Below are 18,395 nucleotides of genomic sequence, written 5' to 3'. Positions count from 1 at the left end.
GCCGTGTCAGTGCAGGCCGCCGTTGACGTCCATCACGGAGGCGGTGACGTAGCTGCTCTCCGGGCCGGCCAACCAGGCGACGGCCGCGGCGACCTCGGCCGGTGAGCCGAACCGGCCGACCGGGATCCGGGCCCGGTAGTCGTCGCGACGTTCGACCGGGATCCGGGCGGCCATCGGGGTTTCGACCAGGCCGGGGGCGACCGCGTTGACCCGGATGCGGTGCGCGGCGAGCGCCCGGCCGAGGCTGCGGGTGAGCGCGATGCACGCGCCCTTCGACGCCCCGTACGCCGCGTCCGGGCTGCCGGACTGTCCGCTGATCGAGGCGATGTTGACCACCGTGCCGGGGCGACCGGCGGCGATCAGCGCGCGGGTGAACGCCTGGGTGCAGAAGAACGCGGCACCCAGGTTGACGTCGAGCACCTGCGCGTACGTCTTCGGGTCGTAGTCGAGGAAGTCCCTCGCGTGGTAGACGCCCGCGTTGTTGATCAGCACGGTCGGTTGGCCGTACCGCTCCCGGATGCGCGCGAAGAGCTGCTCCACCTGCTCCGGCACGGCCACGTCGGCGACCAACGAGGCGTACGCCGCCGGGTCGCCGGCCGGCTCGACGTCGACGCCGAGCACCCGGTGCCCGGAGCCGGTCAGGGCGGCCGTCACGGCCCGGCCGATACCGCCCGCCGCGCCGGTGACCACGGCGAGGGGGGCCGACTGGTCGGTCATGACGACCCCGCCGCCCGTGACCCGGCCACCGGCAGCGTCGTGGCGGCGCGGAGGAAGTTGTCGAACAGCCGCAGCCCGTCCTCGGTGAGCACGCTCTCCGGGTGGAACTGCACCCCCTCCACCGGAAGGCTCAGATGGCGTACCCCCATCACGTAGCCGTCGTCGGAGGACCGCGCGGTGACCTCCAGGGCCGGCGGGGTCGGGTCCGCGACGATGAGCGAGTGGTAGCGGGTGACGGTGAGCGGGGCGGGCGCCCCGGCGAAGACACCTCGGCCGTCGTGGCCGACCACGCTCGTCTTGCCGTGCATCAGGTGCCGGGCGACGGCGACCGACCCTCCGTAGGCCAGGCCGATCGCCTGGTGGCCGAGGCAGACGCCGAGCAGTGGGACGTGGCCGGCGAAGGTGTGCACCAGCTCCACGTGGCCGGACTCGGCGGGGTGGCCGGGCCCGGGGCCGAGCACCACCGCGTCCGGCCGCAGGGCGGCCAGCTCGTCGCTGGTCCGGGACCGGGACCGGACCACCACGGTCCGCGCGCCGAGGGTCCGCAGGTACTGGTCGATGATGTGGGTGAAACTGTCGTACGCGTCGACGAGCAGGACCTTCACGGCAGCAGCTCCGTACCGGTCAGGGCCCAGAAGGTGGCGCTCATCTTGGCCAGCGTCTCGCGCCACTCGGCGTCGGGGTCGGAGTCGGCCACGACCCCGGCGGAGGCCTGGGTGCGGTAGCGGCGGCCGTCGTGCACGGCGGTGCGGATGCAGAGTGCGAGCACCGCGAACCCGCGTACGTCGACCAGGCCGACGGAGCCGGCGTACACGCCCCGGGGCTCGTCCTCCAGCCCGTCGATGATCTCCATGGCCCGCAGCTTCGGGGCACCGGTCATGGTGCCGGCGGGGAAGGCCGCGCAGATCGCCGCCCAGACGTCGGCGTCGTCGGCGAGCTGCCCGGAGACGGTGGAGACCAGGTGATGCACGTACGCGAACGGCTCGACGTCGAACATCGCGTCGACGCTGAGCGTGCCCGGCACGCAGACCCGGCCGATGTCGTTGCGGCACAGGTCGACGAGCATGACGTGCTCGGCGCGTTCCTTCTCGCTGGCCGCCAGCTCGGCCACCAGTCTGCGGTCGGTCTCCGGGTCGGCGCTGCGGGCCGCGGTGCCGGCGATCGGACGCATCGACAGCCGGCCCTGGGCGATGCGGAGGAACAACTCCGGGCTCGCGCCGATGACGGTCCCCCCGGCCCAGGGCGTCAGGTACATGTACGGCGACGGGTTGCGGTGGCGCAGCCGCCGGTAGACCTCCAGCGGGGTGAGAGCGGTCTCCACGTCGATCCGGTGGCCGATCTGGATCTGGTAGCTGTCGCCCACCTGGATGTGCCGCAGGCACTGCTCCACGCGGGCGGCGAAGGTCTTCTCGTCGACGGTGTCCCGGACCAGGCTGGGCGGTGGGGCGGCCGGCACCTCCCGGTCGCCGTCGGGCAGCCCGGCGAGAAGGTCCGGCAGCCGGTGGGCCCCGGTGTCCTCCGGCAGGTGCGGGCCGGTGGCGGCGAGGTGCCGCACGGTGCCGGTGCGCAGGTCCCACCAGACGGTGTGGCGGAACAGGACGAGGGTGCAGCGCGGGATGTCGTCGACCACCCGGTCGACGGAGAGTTCGTCCATGTCCCGAGCGGCCTCGTACGCCAGGGTGGTGAGGAAGCCGAAGGCGAAGCTGTCGGCGGGCGCGCTGGTCCGCACCGCGAACGCCCGTTGCACGGCCCGGATCGCCGCCCACACCTCGGGCGGCCCGGCGACCGACCAGACCCGTTGCCGGGCATGGTGTCGGACCGGCTCGCCCAGGGCCTCGGTGAGCACGGCCGCCAGGGCGTCGCCGAGCGGCCCGTCGGCGATCACCTCGAGGCGGTCGGCGATGAACCGCACCTCGGCGAGGGCATCCCAGCCGACGGCTGCCGCGTGACGGTCCTCAGCCGGGCCGTCCAGGCTTTCGAAGAGATACACATCGTCCGGAGAACGACGTTCGGCGAGCGCCGTGTAGAGCGACAAAGGATTGATTGGCGACAGTGTGACAGATGTCACTTCTATTGGAATTGAGTTGGTCGGTGGCGTACGCCGGGCCGCCACGGAATGCGACCCAATGAGCCGCGTGGCAGTCCTGGCCGACAATGAGGACACTGCGAAACCCCCTCTGAGCAGCCCGATTCACGCGCCCCCGTTGGCGTTGACCCCACCGTGTGACGCGGCAGGTCGGGCTCTTCCCCCCAAGCACAAAAGGACTCGCACGACCACCTCTGGGCCGAGGCCGGCGGCGATGCCGAGGTGCATATTGGACATACTCGGAACGTACGCCCTGATTCGCCGACAGCCGGGTGGTTGCGCGTCCGACCAACACTTTCCTCAGGCACAGATCACGCTGTCCATACCACTTCGACAACGCCGGAGCGGACCACTTGTCCCTGAATCTAAGTCTGTCAATAGATGGTCAATCGCGTGAAACGCTGGCAGTGCAGCTCCGTAACGCATTCCGCACACAGATCGAGGAAGGCACGCTCCGTCCCGGCACCCGCCTGCCGTCGAGCCGGCAGCTCGCCGTCGACCTCGGGGTGTCCCGCAGTGTGGTCGTCGAGGCGTACGAACAACTCTGCGCCGAGGGATACCTCGTCTCCCAACACGGCTCGGGCACCTCCGTGGCGGCGACGGCGCGAACCGACACCGGCTCGGCGCTCACCCCCGACGACCGCACGCCGAGCGCAGCGGTGTGGGACCTGCGCACCGGCGGCCTACACGACTCCACCTTCCCCCGCCAGGACTGGATCCGGGCGGTCAGCGCGGTGGTCACCTCGGCCGGTCACCGCGAGCTGGGGTACGCCCCACCGTCGGGCCTCCCGGTCGTCCGGCACACGCTCGCCGGCTACCTCGGCCGGGTACGGGGCGTCCGCAGCCGACCGGAACACCTCATGATCACCTCAGGGTTCGCGCAGGGGCTCGCACTGCTCTGCCGGGAACTGCGTGACCGGGGCCACCACAGCGTCGGAGTGGAGGACCCGGGCCACCCGGGCGAGTGGGAGTTCATCGCCGACGCGGGCCTGCGCCCGGTGGGCCTCCCGGTGGACGCCGACGGCATCCGGGTCGACGCGCTCGCCGCGAGCGGGGTGCGCGCCGTGCTCGTCACCCCGGCCAGCCAGTTTCCGACCGGGGCCACCCTCGGTGCCCACCGCCGGGAGCAACTCGTCGCCTGGGCCGAAGCTGTCGACGGCTACATCATCGAGGACGACTTCGACGCCGCCTTCGTGGCCCCGGCGCAGCGGATGCCGGCACTGCAGAGTCTCGCCCCGGACCGGGTGATCTACGCCGGTAGCGCCAGCAAGGTCCTCGCCCCGGCGCTGCGCCTCGGCTGGCTGGCCACTCCGGCCGCGCTCACCGCGCCGATCGAGCGGGTCCGCGCCGGTTGGGACATCGGCTGCTCCAGCCTGGAACAACTCGCCCTGGCCCGACTGATCGACAGCGGCGCCTTCGACCGGCACCTGCGCCGGATCACCGCCGACGTCAAGAAGCGCCGTCAGGCGGTCCACCAGTTCGTCGCCCGTGAGATGCCCGGCACCAGAGTGTTCGGCGGGCAGAACGGCCTGCAGGCGTACCTGGTGCTGCCCGCGCGGTGCGACGAGGAGGCGGTGGTGCAGGCGGCGCGGCGGCGCTCGGTGCTGGTCCGCGGTGGCCGCTTCTACGCGCTGCGAGCCGACGACCGACCGCCGGCGCTGGTCGTCGGCTACGCCGGGGTACGCGGCGCGGACCTGAGTCGCGGCCTGGCCGGGATCGCCGGGGCGTACCGGGAGACGACCGGCCGTGCGGGCCCCGGGACCGCACCCGACACCCCGGTCGCCTCGGTGTCGTCCCGCTGGGCGGCCTCCCGGGCGAGGCGAACCTAGGCCGCGCGTCAGAGCCCTCGGCGCAGCAGTTCGTCCATCCTCTCCGGCTGACCTGTCGACATCGGGACGGCAGGGCCCGCGCGGTCCACGGTCGCCTGCCGGCTCTCCGCGCGGGCCGTTCGGAGCTGGTGGAAGCCCGCGGCGACGAGGCCCAGGCCGAGGAGGACCATGACGCCGACGACCGGCCAGTGCAGCGCCTCGGGGACGAGGCGGGCCACGAACCACGAATCGCGGCCGGGGTCGGTGTACTTCAGGAAGGCCGGGACGATGCCCTGTGCGACAAGCGGGACCCAGCAGACGGTGAAGCACACGTAGACGGCCGCACGGCGAGCCGCCGACGCCTTGTCGATGCCGAGGCGGCTCTCACCGAGATCCACCCCGCCGAGGGACGCCGTGATCTGGTCCCAGTCGACGTCACCGGTGAGGTTGCTCGTGCGGGAGGTGGCGGCCCGCATGGTGGCCAGCAGGTCGGGGCCGGTGGCTTCCAGGTGCTTCGCGGCGAGGTCGCCGAACAGCCAGGCCAGCAGGATGCCGGTGACCAGTCCGACCGCGGCGCCCGCCCAGTCGGGGCCGTAGCGGACGGTGAGGTAGGCGGGGGCCACGGTCGCCGCGACCAGCACCAGCATGAGCAGCACCTGGGTGAAGTCGGTGCCGTTCTCCAGGAGGTTGCCGCTGCGCCGATGCGGATCGGTCATCGGCACCGGACGCAGCACCGAGATCAACACGATGACGCCCGCGCCTCCGCCGACCAGGGCCGGCACCAGGGCGGCCAACCACGGCCAGGCCCACGTCTGCCCGCTGAGCAGGGTGGGCACGACGCTGAGGAGCACGACCACCGGGGCGGTCAGCAGCAGCCAGGCGAACTGGCGGCCACGGACGTCCCGGCGGGCGGCCCCGGGGGTGAGCACGGTCTGCCAGATCACCGTGCCGTCCTCGCCGTACAGGTTGGCGGAGACGGCGGCGGCCCAGATGCCGAACGCGACACCGACGAACGGCACGAAGATCGGCAGGTCGACCAGGAGCGGCAGCAGGCAGAACGTCAGGGCGTAGACCAGCGAGAAGACCAGGTAGTGGAAGCGCATCAGGTCGCGCGACGCGGTGCGCAGCTCACGACCGACCACGGCTCGCACACCGCCACCGCGGACCCTCCGGACCGCGGTGCGACCGCGGGCCGGGCGGCCGCTGGCGCTGCGGTGGCTGAGCCGACGGACCAGCAACGCGGACCAACCGAGCATCGCCAACACGCTGAGCAGGGCGAACCCGGCCGGCACGGCGGCGGCCAGCAGCCAGTCACCACGACCGGCGGCCTCCACCGCGACGATGCCCCAGCCGGACGGCAGCCGGCGCACCCAGTCCGCCAGGTCGTCCGGGAAGCCGGCGGTGAGGGCGTACTGGATGGTGGGTTTGAGCACCCAGCCGGTGTGCGTGAGCGCCAGGATGCCACCGCTGATCACGGCGGCCAGCACCGCACCGATCTTGGCGCGCATGAGCGTGCTGAGCGCGGCGGTGACCAGTCGGGACGCGAGCACCACGAACACCAGTTGGAGGAACACCACCGGCACCGCGACCAGGACGGCGACACCGCCGACCGGAAGGGCGACGACGACGAGCGCGGTGAAGGCCACCAGGCTGACCACCGGGGCGACGCCGACGAACGCGACCGCGAGCAGACCGAACGCGAGCCGGCGCGGCGGGATCGGCAGCAGCGCCAGGTGTTCCGGGCGCAGCGTCTCGTCGCCGCCACCGAACAGCACCGGGCCGAACAACCAGCCGATCATCCAGATCGCGAACGCCGCGCCGACCAGGTCGAGCGGCAGCCCGTCGACCGGCCAGGCGTGCACGGCGAGCCAGATCGTGCCCCCGGCGAGGACCAGACCCAGCACGCCGCCACCGATCATGTCGGCGGCGCGCCGCCCCGTCATCGAGTTCCGCAGGACGGCCAGCTTCATCCGGATCAGGAGGCCAACCACGACAGCTCCCCCGCGCTCACCGGCTGTCCGCCGACCAGGTCGACGAACCGGTTCTCCAGGGTGCTGCCGCCGCGTACCTCGTCGAGCGGGCCGGAGGCGACCACCCGGCCGCCGGTGACGACCGCGACGTGGTCGCAGAGCTGCTCGACGACGGGCATGACGTGACTGGAGAAGACCACCGAGCCGCCGGCGGCGACGAACCGCTGGAGGATCACCTTGATCGTCGCCGCCGAGACGGGGTCGACGGCCTCCAGAGGCTCGTCGAGGACCAGCAGCTTCGGCGCGTGCAGCAGCGCCGTGGCCAGGCCGATCTTCTTCCGCATGCCGGTCGAGTATTCGAGGACCAGGGTGCTGTCGGCCCGGTCGAGTTCGAGGACCTCCAGCAGCTCCTGGCTGCGTTCGGCGACGGCCTCGGGTGCCATGCCCCGCAGCAGGCCCAGGTAGGTGAGGACCTCCCGGCCGGTGAGCCGCTCCGGCATGCCGAGGCCGTCGGGGAGGACGCCGATCAACTCCTTGGCACGGACCGGGTCGGCCCAGACGTCGACGCCGAAGATCTCAGCGCGACCGCTGTCCGGGCGCAGCAGCCCGACGGCCATGGACAGTGACGTGGTCTTACCGGCCCCGTTGGGGCCGACCAGCCCGAAGAAGGAGCCGCCCGGAACCTCCAGGTCGACCTGGTCGACGGCGCGCTTGTCACCGAATGCCTTGGACAGCCCGATGAGCCGCAGAGCCGGCGTGGGCGTCGAGGTCGTCACTGGTACCTCCGGAGGTCGTGGACTGGCAGTTACCGGAATGGGCTGCGTCGGACACAGCCCGGCAGGGTCCCTGATTCCGGCAGCGACAGTAGAGCTGTCCGCACTCTCCCCAGGGCGTCGCGCGGCAATGATCCCACCACGTGCACACGGCGTGGTGCCCCTGCCGAGGCGACCGACTCTCCACACAGGTCACCGGCGGCCGGGCCGGTGTCCCGCACTCACCGCCGTCGCCGCACTGATCACCCGGACCCTTGACAGCGCAGCGTCCAGCCAGCGAGACTTCCCGATGCTAATTCGATTTAGCGATTCACGAAGCCCTTCGACCGAGCCCACCTTCGAGGGCGCCACCACCCACGATCGCTTCGCCTGAACCCGTCCCGACCAGGATGCGGTGGATCCGGGCTCGGGATCCACCGGCACGAGTGCACGCACGCCGCGCCCGGAGCGCGGCGGCGACCCGAACGGGTCCGCATCAGACGAAGCGTCACGAGACAGAGGAGCAGGGTCGGATGAGGAGAGCGATCGGAGGACGCGGGCTCAGGCGGGCCATCTCGTTGCTCGCGTTCGTGTCACTCGGTGCGGGCGTCCTCGCCCCCACGTCAGCCGCCGCCGCAGGCAAGCCCCCGGCGGTGGAGGGCGCGACCGTCAAGAAGGACCGTCACTCACCGACCGGATACACCGTCCGGTTCGTCTACCACAATCCGGACGCCACCCAGGTCCGCCTGGCCGGGGACCTGACCCTGCTGGACGTGGGCACGGGCACCACCAGGTACCAGCCGGAAGCCTGGCAGCCGGGGCGTTACCACGCCGGCGGCACCGAGTTCCTCAGGGACATGACCAGGGACGCGAAGGGATACTGGTCGGTCTCCGTCCCCCTGCACGCTGGAGGTCTCAGCTACTGGTACCGCGTCTGGGACCCCACTCAGGGCTGGGTGAACAAGCGCATCTGGGATCCCGCCTCGACGAATCCTCGGCCACCGGGCGACTCCTCGTTCCGGGTCCGGAACAACGACGTCCTCGATGCCGTGCACGTGCCGTACGACAAGAAGCAGAACGACCCGGTGCTGCGGGAACGCGCGGAATACGAACTGCCGATCGCGAACCGGTCGCGGCGCGGCACCGTCCAGTACATCCCGTACACCACGATTCTCGGCGACGGCGGTCACCACCTCGGCGTCTACCTGCCGGCCGGGTACGACCCCGACCGCGCAGAGCCGTACAAGGTCGCGTATCTCGCCCACGGCATCTTCGGTGACGAGACTGACTTCATGGTCCCGGCGAACGTCCCGAACATCCTGGACAACATGACGGCCCGGGGTGAGATCGAACCGACTGTGGTCGTCACCATGGGCAACCACTTCACCGGCACCAGCCTCGGCTTCGCCTCCTACAACCAGACGAACGCCGCCGACAACCTGGTCCAGACGATCCTTCCCCTCATCGAGGAGCGGTACAACGTCTCGACCGAGCGGACGGGACGGGCCTATGCCGGGTTCTCCTACGGCGGCATGACGGGCGGGGTCGTCATCAAGAACCATCCGACCACGTTCGCGTTCTACGGACACTTCTCCGGCAACCCTTCCCTCACCGCGCAGGACTACGACACCATCGCGGCCGCGGTCGGGGACGCCCCCCTCACCGTGTTCCTCGGCAACGGCGTCTTCGAGGGCAGCCTCAACGCCCAGAACGCCATCGCCGACAACTTCCGGGCCCGGGGGTACGCCGCCGCGACGGCCCAGGTCCCCGGCGCGCACGACGGCATGACCGCGGGTCAACTCTTCACCATCTTCGCCAGGGACCACCTGTGGTCCGGGGCCGACTCGGTGTCGGTGACGCCGGAAACGGCGCGCACGACGTAGGGCTGGGCCTGGACCAGACAGTTCGACGCCCAGGTGACGACCAACCAGGGCGTGAGCCCGGCGGTGACGTGGTCGGTCGAGGGTGCGACGTCGACGGACACGACCATCTCCGCCGGCGGCCTGCTCTCGGTGGCCGCTGCCGAGACCGCGTCGTCGCTCACCGTCGTGGCGACGTCGGTGGTGGACCCGGCCAAGAAGGGCACCGCCCAGGTCACCCTGACACCGCCGGGCGGCCGCAGAGATCCGAGCAACATCAGGGTTGTTGCTGCCTCCCGCACGTCGGAGGCAGCAACATCCGGCACGTTGCTCGGATCTTCGCGGGGTGGTGAGGGCGTAGCGGGCGCTAGGCCGCCTCCCTCTCCTCGCCGTACTCGCCGCGGATGGGAAGGTAGTAGGCGGGCAGGAATCCGGCGATGATGACCACGCCCGCGATCGGCACGAACGCGCCCACGAGGATGCCGGAGCCGATCCAGACCAACGCGAGCGCGAATCGTCGGCCGATGGCCCGGATGCCGGCGGAACCGAGGCCCGGGTCCAGCAGTCCCGCCCGGCGAAGATGGGCCCAGATGACGTTGAACAGGGCCGCAGCCGTCCACAGCGTCGCACCGTAGACGACGACCGCCGTGCGAAGTCCCAGGTCCGCGCGTATCGCGTCGGCGAGCAGCGAGGTGGAGAACGGCAGGAAGGCGATGACCATCAACAGCACCGTGTTGAGGAACAGGACCCGCCGGTCGACGTGCCGGACCCGGTCGAACATGACGTGGTGATTGACCCACACCTGCCCGACGAGCAGGAAGCTCAACGCGTATCCCAGATAGGACGGCCACAGCGCGGCGAGCCCTCGAACGAGGTGCCGGAAATCCTCCGGCGGCTGGATCTCCAGCACCAGAAGCGTCACGGCGATGGCGAAGACCGCGTCGCTGAATGAGATCAGCCGGCCCGGCTGACGCACCAGCCGAGGATTGTCATCATCGGACTCCACGCCCTGATTATGCGTTGGCGAAACCCCGTCGCCGTCGCATTCCAGCGCTTCACGGCTCAACAGTAGACGGGCCCCAGGGGAGCCGATGACGGCTGACCGCATCCGCCGATCAGACCGCACCCGACGACGATCGGCCATTTCCATGGGCGACAGGCCCTCGATGTCGCCTAGGAATGAGCCATGACCAACGAGGTGACCGTTCCCCTGCTGCCCTGTGCGTCGATCGACGACATCGCCACCTTCTACGAGGCTCTCGGCTTCCACAGCACGCACCGCCAGCGTAGGCCCAACCCGTACGTGGCATTGCGACGCGAAGACCTTCACCTGCACTTCTTCGAGCTCGACGGGTTCGACCCGGAGCAGTCGTACGGCTCATGCCTCGTCCTCGCCCCGGACATCGAGGAACTGCACCGGGCATTCGCCGCGGGCATGCGGGCCGCGTACGGCAAGGTGCTGATGGCCGGCATTCCGCGGATGACGCGGCCTCGGGCACGCAAGAACTACGACGGGCTCGGCGGGTTCAGCGTCATCGACCCCGGTGGCAACTGGATCCGCGTGGTGCAGGACCCGGCCGCGACCGAGTCACCGGAGCCGTCGCCCACCGGGCGGCTCGCCAAGGCCCTGGCGAACGCCGTCGTGCAGGGCGATTCCCGGGGCGACACCCACCAGGCCGTCCGCATCCTGGACAGCGCACTCGCGCACCCACAACCCGACGACGATCCGGTCACGCAGGTGCAGGTCCTCGTCTACCGTGCCGAACTGGCGATGGTGCTGCACGACCGGGAGACCGCGGCGGAGATGCTGGCTCGCGTCGACCGTGTCGTGCTCACCGTGGACGAGACCGAACGGGCCGCGTCGACGTTCGAGGCCGCCGCCGACCTCGCCGCAGCGCTGCGCTGAGCCGACCTCCGCGGAAACCGCGACCGGACCGGCTAGCCGCGCTCGTCCGACGGTTGTTCCTTCGTCAGGTGCAGCAGCCACCCCTCGCCGGTACGGATCAGCGCGTAGCGCCGTGGGCCGGCACGGCCGTGCAACGTGAACAGCATGCGGCGGTCGGTCCGGTCGTGCTCCTCCCACGTGCCGATGTCGGCGATCGACTTGTCGGCGTCCTCGTAGGTGAGGTGATCGAGATGATGGTCGGGCACGGCGATCGCGAGGCGGTTGTCGTCGGGGGTGTCCGGGAGGCCACGGGGCACCGCCCAGGAGCGCAGCACGCCCTCCTCCTCGAGCCGCAGGTCGAAGTGCGGTCGTGGTTTGCGGTGGTGGTGCAGGACGAAGGCAGCTGCCACGCTTCCTATTCTCGCCGCTGGGCCGGGTGCAGGTGGCGTCTCAGGAAGGCCAGGATCTCCCGTCGCGCCGGGCGGGCCGCGGGCACCAGGCCGGGGATGCTCAGGAAGGTGTGGACGGCCCTCGGGTAGCAGGTCAGGCGAGCATCGATGCCGCCCTCGCGGAGTCGCTCGACGTAGTGTCGTCCGTGGTCGGCCAACGGATCGAGCGCGGCCGTGACGACGAGTGCCGGTGGCAGCCCCGCGACGGTGTCGGTCATGAGGGGTGACACACCGCGCGGGTCGACGGTGGACGGGACGCTCAACCGTCGGGCCGCGCGCAACCGAGACAGCGGCAGTGTGGGATTGTCGGCGTTCTCGTCGATCGACGGGTACCCGGTCATGGTCTCGGTCCAGTCGGTGACGGGGTAGTTCAGTACCTGTGCGACGAGCGGCGGACCGTCCTTGGCCGCGCGCTGGGCGATGAGCGCGGCGATCGTGCCGCCGGCGCTCTCACCCATGACCGCGACGGCGCTCGGGTCGACACCCCAGGTGACGGCGTGTTCGACGAGCCGGACGAGGGTGTCGTAGCCGTCATCGATCGGCTGGGGCAGCGGGTGCTCCGGGGCGAGGCGGTATTCCACCGACACCACCACGGCGGGGCATCGGGCCGCGAGGTGGCTGTTGAGCCAGTCGTTCTGCGCCGCCGTCCCCGCGATGAACCCCCCGCCGTGGAAGGACACGATCAGCGGCAGCTCCCGGCCTGCGGCCTTCGGCCGGTGTACGCGCAGCACCAGACGGCGACCCGGAAGCTCGATCGTCTGCTCCGAAACCCGGGCGCGACGGTCGACACGGCCGGTGACGATCCAGGCGGCTCGGGACGTCGTCGCCCGGTTGGCCTTGTCCCGCGCCAGGATCACCTGGTCGTCACTCATGGCTTCCCAGTCCTGCGTGTCCCTGAGGAGACGGGTGCCGAGCGGAGCCGTGGTTCTCATGAGTCCTCCTGGCCGTGACGACGCTAGGAGTTCACTGTCACAGTCGGTGCCCTCGGGTGGCTTGGACGAATGTTCCCGGCCGGCAGCCATCGGCTCTGCGCGAGTGCGTCAGGGTGCGTCAGCGCCGGACCGGCCACGCCACATCGTCGACGGCGAGGAACGGCGCCCTGGCCACCTTCGCGGGCGTCGAGCCGGTGAACGTGGTGACGTCCCGATGAAGGTGGGACTGGTCGGCGTAGCCGCTGTCCGCCGCCACCGCGGCCGGGGTGTGACCGGCGGCGAGGAGATGCGCGGCGTGGTCGAACCGGATGAGCTGGGCGGCCCGCTTGGGGGTGACGCCGATCTGCGACCGGAAGCGTGACCACAACCGCTTACGGCTCCAGCCGACCTCGGCGGCCAGTCGATCCATCCGCAGCCGTCCTCGGCTGTCCACCATGCGTCCCCACGAGAAGGCGACCTCCGGATCGACCGCGCGTCCCGCGTCGTGACGCCGCGCCAACGCGGCCTCGGCGACCGCGAACCGGTCCTCCCACGACGTGGCGGCGCGCAGCCGTTCCTGGGTGCGCAGGGCGTCGCTTCCCCAGAGATCGTCGAGGTCGAGCACAGCTCCGCTCACCTCGGACGCGGCACCGAGGACCGCGTGCGCCACCACCGGCGACATCCGCACCTGAAGGCAGGTGAAGCTGCCCGGCTGGCCCAGCCCGCGAACACGGTTGGGAGCGAGCCCCGCGACGACACGCCCCCGCCGTTCCTGCCCGTTGCCGTCATCGATGACCAGCGGAAGGTCGCCGAGGTCGAAGACCATCGTGACGCCCGGGTGAGGGATCACCTCGACGTCGACGAAACTGTTGGCCCGGTCGCTGAACCCCGCCATGGTGGTGCCCGCCAGCCGACTCGGCCGCATCGGGACGGCGATGTCCCACTGAGGCACACCGGCGCGAGTCTGCCCACCAGGACGCACGTGACGATCGTACGGCCCATCGACCACAGCCCGGCCTCGGCGGCGCGTCACCAGGACGCGCCGCCGGGGACTGTGTGCTCAGGAGCTACAGGTGTTGAGCATGCTCTGCAGGGCGGACTTCTCCGACGACTGCAACGTCAGACCCCAGTTGTACTTAACGGTGATCCACATCTTGCTGTACGTGCACCGGTACGACGACAGCGGCGGCTGCCAGGTGGACGGGTCCTGGTCGCCCTTGGCCTGGTTGACGTTGTCCGTCACCGCGATCAGCTGCGGACGGCTCAGGTCGTTGGCGAAGCTCTGCCGACGGCTGGTCGTCCACGAGTTCGCGCCGGAGCGCCACGCCTCCGCCAGGGGCACCACGTGGTCGATGTCGACGTCGGAGGCCGCCGTCCACGTGGCACCGTCGTACGGGCTGTACCAGCGACCCGAGGTGGCCGCGCAGGAACTGTCCACGACGACGGAGGTGCCGTCGCGCTTGAGGACCTGCTCGCGGGTGTTGCAGCTGCCGCTGACCGTGATCCAGTGCGGGAACAGGTCCCGCGAGTAGCCACTCGTCGAGCCCTGCGCCGCCACGGTCAGGGCGTTGAGCTGCGACTGCGCGGTCGCCTTGGAGGGGATCCCGGGAGGGGTGGCGGACGCGGGCTGGGCGTTCGTGGCGGCCAGGCCGGCCATCGCGAGCGCGCTGACGGTGATCGCGGCGGCGCGCCGCAGCACGCGGACACGGCGAGGTGCGGATGGGGTCGTCGGCATCAGGGGTCTCCTTCGTGGGGGTGGATGACAACCATCTACGGCGACCATGGCCATCGATCGATCCGCTTCTGAAGAATTGTCGTACAGCTTCTGAGCAGAAGGATCGGCTGCCGACCGTTCGGCCTCGTCAGGCCACGGCGGCAGCCATCCGGCGGACCGCCTCGGTGATCAGCTCCGGTGCGGTGGCGAGGTTCAGCCGGACGTGACCGCCCCCACCGCTGCCGAAGGCCGTACCGGAGTTGAGCGCCACCCGTCCCCGGTCGAGGAACACGCTCGCGGGGTCGTCGCCGAGGCCGAGGGCGCGACAATCGAGCCAGGCGAGGTAGGTGGCTTGACCGGGGCGATACCCGACGGCCGGCAGGTGCTCGGCGAGCAGCGCGGTGAGGAGCCGGCGGTTGTGGTCCAGCCCGGTCAACACGGCGTCGAGCCACGTCTCGCCGTCGCGGAAGGCGGCGGTGTGGGCGATCACGCCGAGGTGGCTGGTGCTGACACTGGCCTCGAACGGCACTCGGGCGAGGTCTCCCGCCGCCGCCGGGCCGGCGACGAGCAGCGCGCCGCGCAGACCGGCCAGGTTCCACCCCTTCGAGGCGGACATCAGTGACAGGCCGTTCTCCGCGCCGGGCACCGAGAGGTACGGCACGAAGCGCGCTCCCCCGGTCACCAGCGGGGCGTGGATCTCGTCGGCGACGACTCGTACCCCGTGTCGGTCGGCGAGACCGGCGACGGCGGCCAACTCGGCCGCGGTGTGCAGGACACCGGTCGGGTTGTGCGGGCTGCACAGCAGGTACGCGGCCGACCTCCCACCGGCCCGAGCCTGCCGGAACGCGCCCTCCAGCGCCCCGAGGTCGAGGCGCAGGTCCTCACCGAGCGGCGCCTCCACGATCCGACGGCCGGCGTGCGTCACGAACTCGTAGAACGGCGGGTAGACCGGGCAGTTGACGACCACCGCGACCGGTCACCAACCGCAACGCCTCGACGACGCCGTGCATCACGTCGGGCACCAGCGCGGTGCGCTCCACCGCCAACCCGTCCCAGCCCCACCGACGCCGGGCGAACTCCGCCAGCGCCTGCGGATACGCGGTGCCGGCGGTGTAGCCGGTGTCGCCCCGCGCGACGGCGTCGGTGATCGCCCGCGCGACCGGTTCGGCCAGCGGCACGTCCATCTCCGCCACCCAGAGCGGCAGCACGTCCTCGGGGTACTCCCGCCACTTCAGGCTGGTCCGTTGCCGGAGCTGGCCGATCGTGAGCTGGCGAAGGGGGTTCGTCGAGTCCCGGGCACCACTCAGCACACCACTCATGATCGGAGCCTATCCCCCATTTAGACATGACATTGATCTACGTCTATGCTTGGCCGTGCCCGCACGGACGGCTCCCGCTCACGCCGCGCCGCCCCCGCGACCACGCGCGCCGTCGATCGCCGGTCTCCACGACCGGCCGATGCCGATTGGAGTCTTCGATGAACTGGCGTCCGACCATGGCCTCGCTGGCCGGCCTGTGCCTCGCGCTCAGCGCCGCAGCAGTGCCCACCGGGGCAGTCGCAGCACCCACCGACAATCCGCGCGCCGTCCATGTCAACGCCCACGCCGCAGCCGGTGCGACGCTCGCCAACCCGCCGGGCACTCCGCCCGGCGCCTGCCCGGCGGGCACGGGCTACGGGCCACCGCTGCCGACGAGTTCCCTGACCGCGACGAAGATCCGGAGTGGATTCACCTTCCTCGAAGGGCCGGTCTGGGTCGCCGACGGCGGCTACCTGCTGGTGTCCGACATGGCGGCCGGCAGTGGGCCGTACAACGTCCAACCGTCCACGATCCGCCGGTTCACCCCACCGTCGACCTTCGACACCGTGCTCGCCGACTCCGGCAGCAACGGCCTGGCGCTGAGCGCCGACGGCCAGCAGATCATCGCGGCCACGCACGACCAGCGGAGCGTCTCCGCGTACCGGCTGAGCGACCTGACCCGCAGCACCGTCGCGGCGAACCACCAGGGCCGGGCGTTCAACTCGCCCAACGACGTGGCAGTCCGCTCGGACGGCGTCGTCTACTTCACCGACCCCAACTTCCAGCGCGGCAACCGGCCAGACCAGATGAACGGCCGCACCAGCGTCTTCCGCGTCGCCGGAGGCCAGGTGTCGCTGGTCGACGACCGGCTGCGCCAGCCCAACGGCATCTCGCTCTCCCCGGACGGGACGGCGCTGTACGTGGGGGCGTACGCGGAGAACAAGATCTACAAGTACGCGGTGCAGCCTGACGGCAGCACCGGCGCCCGGAGTGTCTTCGTCGACTACATCGGCGGCCCGGACGGCGGCACGATCGACTGCGCCGGCAACGTGTACTGGACGTCGGGCTTCGACTCGCTGGTCCACGTCTACTCCCCCGCGGGCGTCCAGCTCGGCACGATCCGGTCCGGCAACACCGGCACGACCAACGTGGCCTTCGGCGGGCCCGACCGGCAGACCCTCTTCGTCACCTCGGGGCCCCGGTACGACTCGGGCCTGTACAGCGTGCGCCTCGACGTGCCCGGCTATCCGTACTGACCCCGACCGGTACCGGCGCCCGCCCCGCCCCGAGCCGGGCGCCGGCACCGGCGTGGTCAGGGCAGTTGGCCCGGCCGGTCGACGATGGCGAGCCGGATCAACGCCCCGGCCCCGTACAGCGACTCCTTGCCGTTGCGTACCACGGACATGCGGCGGCCCAGGTAGACGTGCGTGTCGCGGTCGAAGAGGATGTCGGTGTTTCCGCCGATGCTGCCGGGCACCCGGATCGCCACCGCCGGCCGACCGGCGGCGTCCACCACACCGCCCGACAGGACGACCGCGCCGGGCTCCCGGGCCAGCAGTTCGTACAGCGCCGCCAACGCCTGCGGGGGCACGTAGCCGTCGAGCATCGACCGCGCGGTGGTGTACACCATGCTCTCGTCCCCGTAGACGCCCTCCTCGTCGGCGCCTTCGGGTAGGTGCAGGTCGACCGGGTGGTCCCAGAGGTAGCGAAACAGCTCGTCCGGGTCGGCGGGCAGATCACCGTGGTACGCGGGCGGCGGAAACACGTCGAGTTCCTTGGTGGGGTCGCCCGGATCGTCCAGGCGGAGCACCTCCAGGTCGCTCCATCCGTTCGGCTCGGACTCCAGTCGGTGTCGTCTCTGCGTGTGCGCGACGCCCCCGGCCGACCGCCACAGCCGCACCCGTGAATCGATGTACGGGCCGCTGTCCGGCTCCTCCCGGAACGTCGTCACGGATTCGGTGAAGACGTACTGATCGGGTCGGGCGGTGAGCTCGGGCTGCTGCCGGGCGGCGTCGGCGGCCAGCCGGAGGATCTCCGAGGCGCTGGCCGTGGGCGGCGTGCGGTCGCCCACCCTCGTGGTCTGGACCACCAGACCACCGGCGGTCAGTGCGACGGCCAGCCCGAACGCGCCGGCGAGACGCCAACCGGGAAGCAAGCGCCTACGGCGTCCGGCCGAACGGGAACGGGTCGCCCCGGCCTCCGCGGCGCGCCGGCTGACGTGGGCCGTCAGATCGGTGAGGAGTTGTTCTTCGAAGCCGCGCGGCGGCTGATCGATGGTGTGCACAGGGTCATCTCCGTGTCATCAGGCGAGGGTGGCGGCCGGGCGGGCGAGCACGGCGCGGACGACGCGACGGGCACGGTGCAGACGGACCCGGGCGGCGACCGGGGAGATCCCGAGCGCGGTCGCCGCCTCCGCGACGGTGAGGCCGTCCACGGCGACGAGTTCGACGAGCGTCCGGGTGCCCTCGGGCAGCTCGCGCAGCGCCCGATAGGTGCGCCGGGCCGCCGACTCGGCGTCGATCCGTTCCTCGATGCGGGCGATGTCGTCCGGGCCCAGGTCCCGTCGTCCGGCCAGGCGGCCGGACACCCGCAGCCGTTGGGCCGCCCGACGCCGCTCGTCGCCGATGACGTTGCGGGCCACCCCGAACAGCCAGCCGATCTGACTGCCCCGGTCCGGTCGGTAGCCGGCCGCGGATTCGATCACCGCCAGGAACACGTCGGCGGTCAGGTCGGCGGCCAGGTGCGGGTCGTCGACCCGCCGCGCCACGAACCGGCTCACCGCCTCCACGTGCCTTCGGTAGAACACCGCGAAGGCCACCGGATCGACGCCGATGCCGGAGATGTCGTCGTCGGATGGACTGGGGTCACTCACAGGCCGTCCCCTCTGGTTGCCGTCACACCCCTTCTTCGTACGTCGGGACGCGGGTGTTACCGCGTCGCGGGAGG

17 protein-coding genes and 1 pseudogene are annotated in these 18,395 nt (G+C 71.2%); 4 read left to right on the top strand and 14 right to left on the bottom strand.

The genetic code is table 11. The annotated features are described in order from the left end of the window. Nucleotides 1-6 precede the first annotated feature (6 nt). The 3 genes from O7616_RS17975 to O7616_RS17965 are packed head-to-tail and all read right to left on the bottom strand — an operon-like array spanning nucleotide 7 to nucleotide 2,707. A complete protein-coding gene (locus O7616_RS17975) occupies nucleotides 7-717 on the bottom strand; it encodes an SDR family oxidoreductase (RefSeq protein ID WP_282303059.1) in 711 nt (236 codons plus the stop codon). Then, nucleotides 714-1,322, bottom strand: coding sequence for an aminodeoxychorismate/anthranilate synthase component II (locus O7616_RS17970; protein WP_282260256.1), 609 nt, complete (start codon nucleotides 1,320-1,322; stop codon nucleotides 714-716). Before O7616_RS17970 ends, O7616_RS17975 begins: the two co-directional genes overlap by 4 nt. After that, nucleotides 1,319-2,707: an anthranilate synthase component I family protein gene (locus O7616_RS17965; RefSeq protein WP_348773823.1), complete on the bottom strand. Its 1,389-nt coding sequence runs from the start codon at nucleotides 2,705-2,707 to the stop codon at nucleotides 1,319-1,321. Before O7616_RS17965 ends, O7616_RS17970 begins: the two co-directional genes overlap by 4 nt. A gap of 503 nt (nucleotides 2,708-3,210) precedes the next feature. On the opposite strand from O7616_RS17965, the gene O7616_RS17960 reads away from it, so the two are divergent. Next, entirely contained in the window at nucleotides 3,211-4,632 is a 1,422-nt protein-coding gene (locus O7616_RS17960; RefSeq protein WP_282303057.1) for a PLP-dependent aminotransferase family protein, read from the top strand. A gap of 8 nt (nucleotides 4,633-4,640) precedes the next feature. Here O7616_RS17960 and O7616_RS17955 read toward each other — a convergent pair whose 3' ends face one another. After that, nucleotides 4,641-6,602 carry a hypothetical protein gene (locus O7616_RS17955; RefSeq protein WP_282303056.1) on the bottom strand — a complete coding sequence of 654 codons (1,962 nt, stop codon included), beginning with the start codon at nucleotides 6,600-6,602 and terminating at the stop codon, nucleotides 4,641-4,643. Continuing rightward, the gene (locus tag O7616_RS17950; protein WP_282303055.1) at nucleotides 6,587-7,357 is read right to left on the bottom strand and encodes an ABC transporter ATP-binding protein; all 771 of its coding nucleotides are present in this window, start codon (nucleotides 7,355-7,357) and stop codon (nucleotides 6,587-6,589) included. Before O7616_RS17950 ends, O7616_RS17955 begins: the two co-directional genes overlap by 16 nt. Before the next feature lie 509 nt (nucleotides 7,358-7,866). On the opposite strand from O7616_RS17950, the gene O7616_RS17945 reads away from it, so the two are divergent. Further along, complete coding sequence (locus O7616_RS17945; protein ID WP_282303054.1) at nucleotides 7,867-9,216, top strand: alpha/beta hydrolase-fold protein; 1,350 nt, start codon at nucleotides 7,867-7,869, stop codon at nucleotides 9,214-9,216. Here the strand turns inward: O7616_RS17945 and O7616_RS17940 are convergent. Together O7616_RS17940 and O7616_RS17935 are read right to left on the bottom strand one after the other, a co-directional pair. Then, nucleotides 9,129-9,419 (bottom strand): hypothetical protein, encoded by a 291-nt coding sequence (locus tag O7616_RS17940; protein WP_282303053.1) that lies wholly within the window; start codon nucleotides 9,417-9,419, stop codon nucleotides 9,129-9,131. The genes O7616_RS17945 and O7616_RS17940 overlap by 88 nt on opposite strands. 140 nt (nucleotides 9,420-9,559) lie before the next feature. Next, nucleotides 9,560-10,300, bottom strand: coding sequence for a TMEM175 family protein (locus tag O7616_RS17935; protein ID WP_282303052.1), 741 nt, complete (start codon nucleotides 10,298-10,300; stop codon nucleotides 9,560-9,562). Between the two features lie 78 nt (nucleotides 10,301-10,378). Between O7616_RS17935 and O7616_RS17930 the strand changes: the two genes are divergently transcribed. After that, nucleotides 10,379-11,098, top strand: a complete 720-nt coding sequence (locus O7616_RS17930; protein WP_282303051.1) for a VOC family protein — start codon at nucleotides 10,379-10,381, stop codon at nucleotides 11,096-11,098. 32 nt (nucleotides 11,099-11,130) lie between these two features. Here O7616_RS17930 and O7616_RS17925 read toward each other — a convergent pair whose 3' ends face one another. The 5 genes and pseudogenes from O7616_RS17925 to O7616_RS17905 form a co-directional block, all read right to left on the bottom strand. Then, nucleotides 11,131-11,487 carry a DNA polymerase ligase N-terminal domain-containing protein gene (locus O7616_RS17925; RefSeq protein ID WP_282303050.1) on the bottom strand — a complete coding sequence of 119 codons (357 nt, stop codon included), beginning with the start codon at nucleotides 11,485-11,487 and terminating at the stop codon, nucleotides 11,131-11,133. 5 nt (nucleotides 11,488-11,492) lie between these two features. After that, a complete protein-coding gene (locus tag O7616_RS17920; RefSeq protein ID WP_348773884.1) occupies nucleotides 11,493-12,398 on the bottom strand; it encodes an alpha/beta hydrolase in 906 nt (301 codons plus the stop codon). 178 nt (nucleotides 12,399-12,576) lie between these two features. Then, on the bottom strand, nucleotides 12,577-13,419 hold the full coding sequence (locus tag O7616_RS17915) for a helix-turn-helix domain-containing protein (protein WP_348773822.1): 843 nt from the start codon (nucleotides 13,417-13,419) through the stop codon (nucleotides 12,577-12,579). 78 nt (nucleotides 13,420-13,497) lie between these two features. Then, a complete protein-coding gene (locus O7616_RS17910; RefSeq protein ID WP_282303048.1) occupies nucleotides 13,498-14,172 on the bottom strand; it encodes an HNH endonuclease family protein in 675 nt (224 codons plus the stop codon). A gap of 127 nt (nucleotides 14,173-14,299) precedes the next feature. Then, nucleotides 14,300-15,470, bottom strand: a pseudogene (locus O7616_RS17905) (aminotransferase class I/II-fold pyridoxal phosphate-dependent enzyme). A gap of 158 nt (nucleotides 15,471-15,628) precedes the next feature. On the opposite strand from O7616_RS17905, the gene O7616_RS17900 reads away from it, so the two are divergent. Next, the gene (locus O7616_RS17900) at nucleotides 15,629-16,705 is read left to right on the top strand and encodes an SMP-30/gluconolactonase/LRE family protein (protein WP_282303047.1); all 1,077 of its coding nucleotides are present in this window, start codon (nucleotides 15,629-15,631) and stop codon (nucleotides 16,703-16,705) included. A 56-nt stretch (nucleotides 16,706-16,761) separates the two neighbouring features. Here O7616_RS17900 and O7616_RS17895 read toward each other — a convergent pair whose 3' ends face one another. Together O7616_RS17895 and O7616_RS17890 are read right to left on the bottom strand one after the other, a co-directional pair. Next, a complete protein-coding gene (locus O7616_RS17895; RefSeq protein ID WP_282303046.1) occupies nucleotides 16,762-17,733 on the bottom strand; it encodes a CU044_5270 family protein in 972 nt (323 codons plus the stop codon). An 18-nt stretch (nucleotides 17,734-17,751) separates the two neighbouring features. Beyond that, nucleotides 17,752-18,321 (bottom strand): sigma-70 family RNA polymerase sigma factor, encoded by a 570-nt coding sequence (locus O7616_RS17890; RefSeq protein WP_282260278.1) that lies wholly within the window; start codon nucleotides 18,319-18,321, stop codon nucleotides 17,752-17,754. Nucleotides 18,322-18,395: the final 74 nt, after the last annotated feature.

This window comes from Micromonospora sp. WMMD964, assembly GCF_029581455.1.
Classification (GTDB): domain Bacteria; phylum Actinomycetota; class Actinomycetes; order Mycobacteriales; family Micromonosporaceae; genus Micromonospora.
The sequence above is the reverse complement of the archived record's forward strand: the minus strand, read 5'-3'. Positions and strand labels throughout refer to the sequence as shown.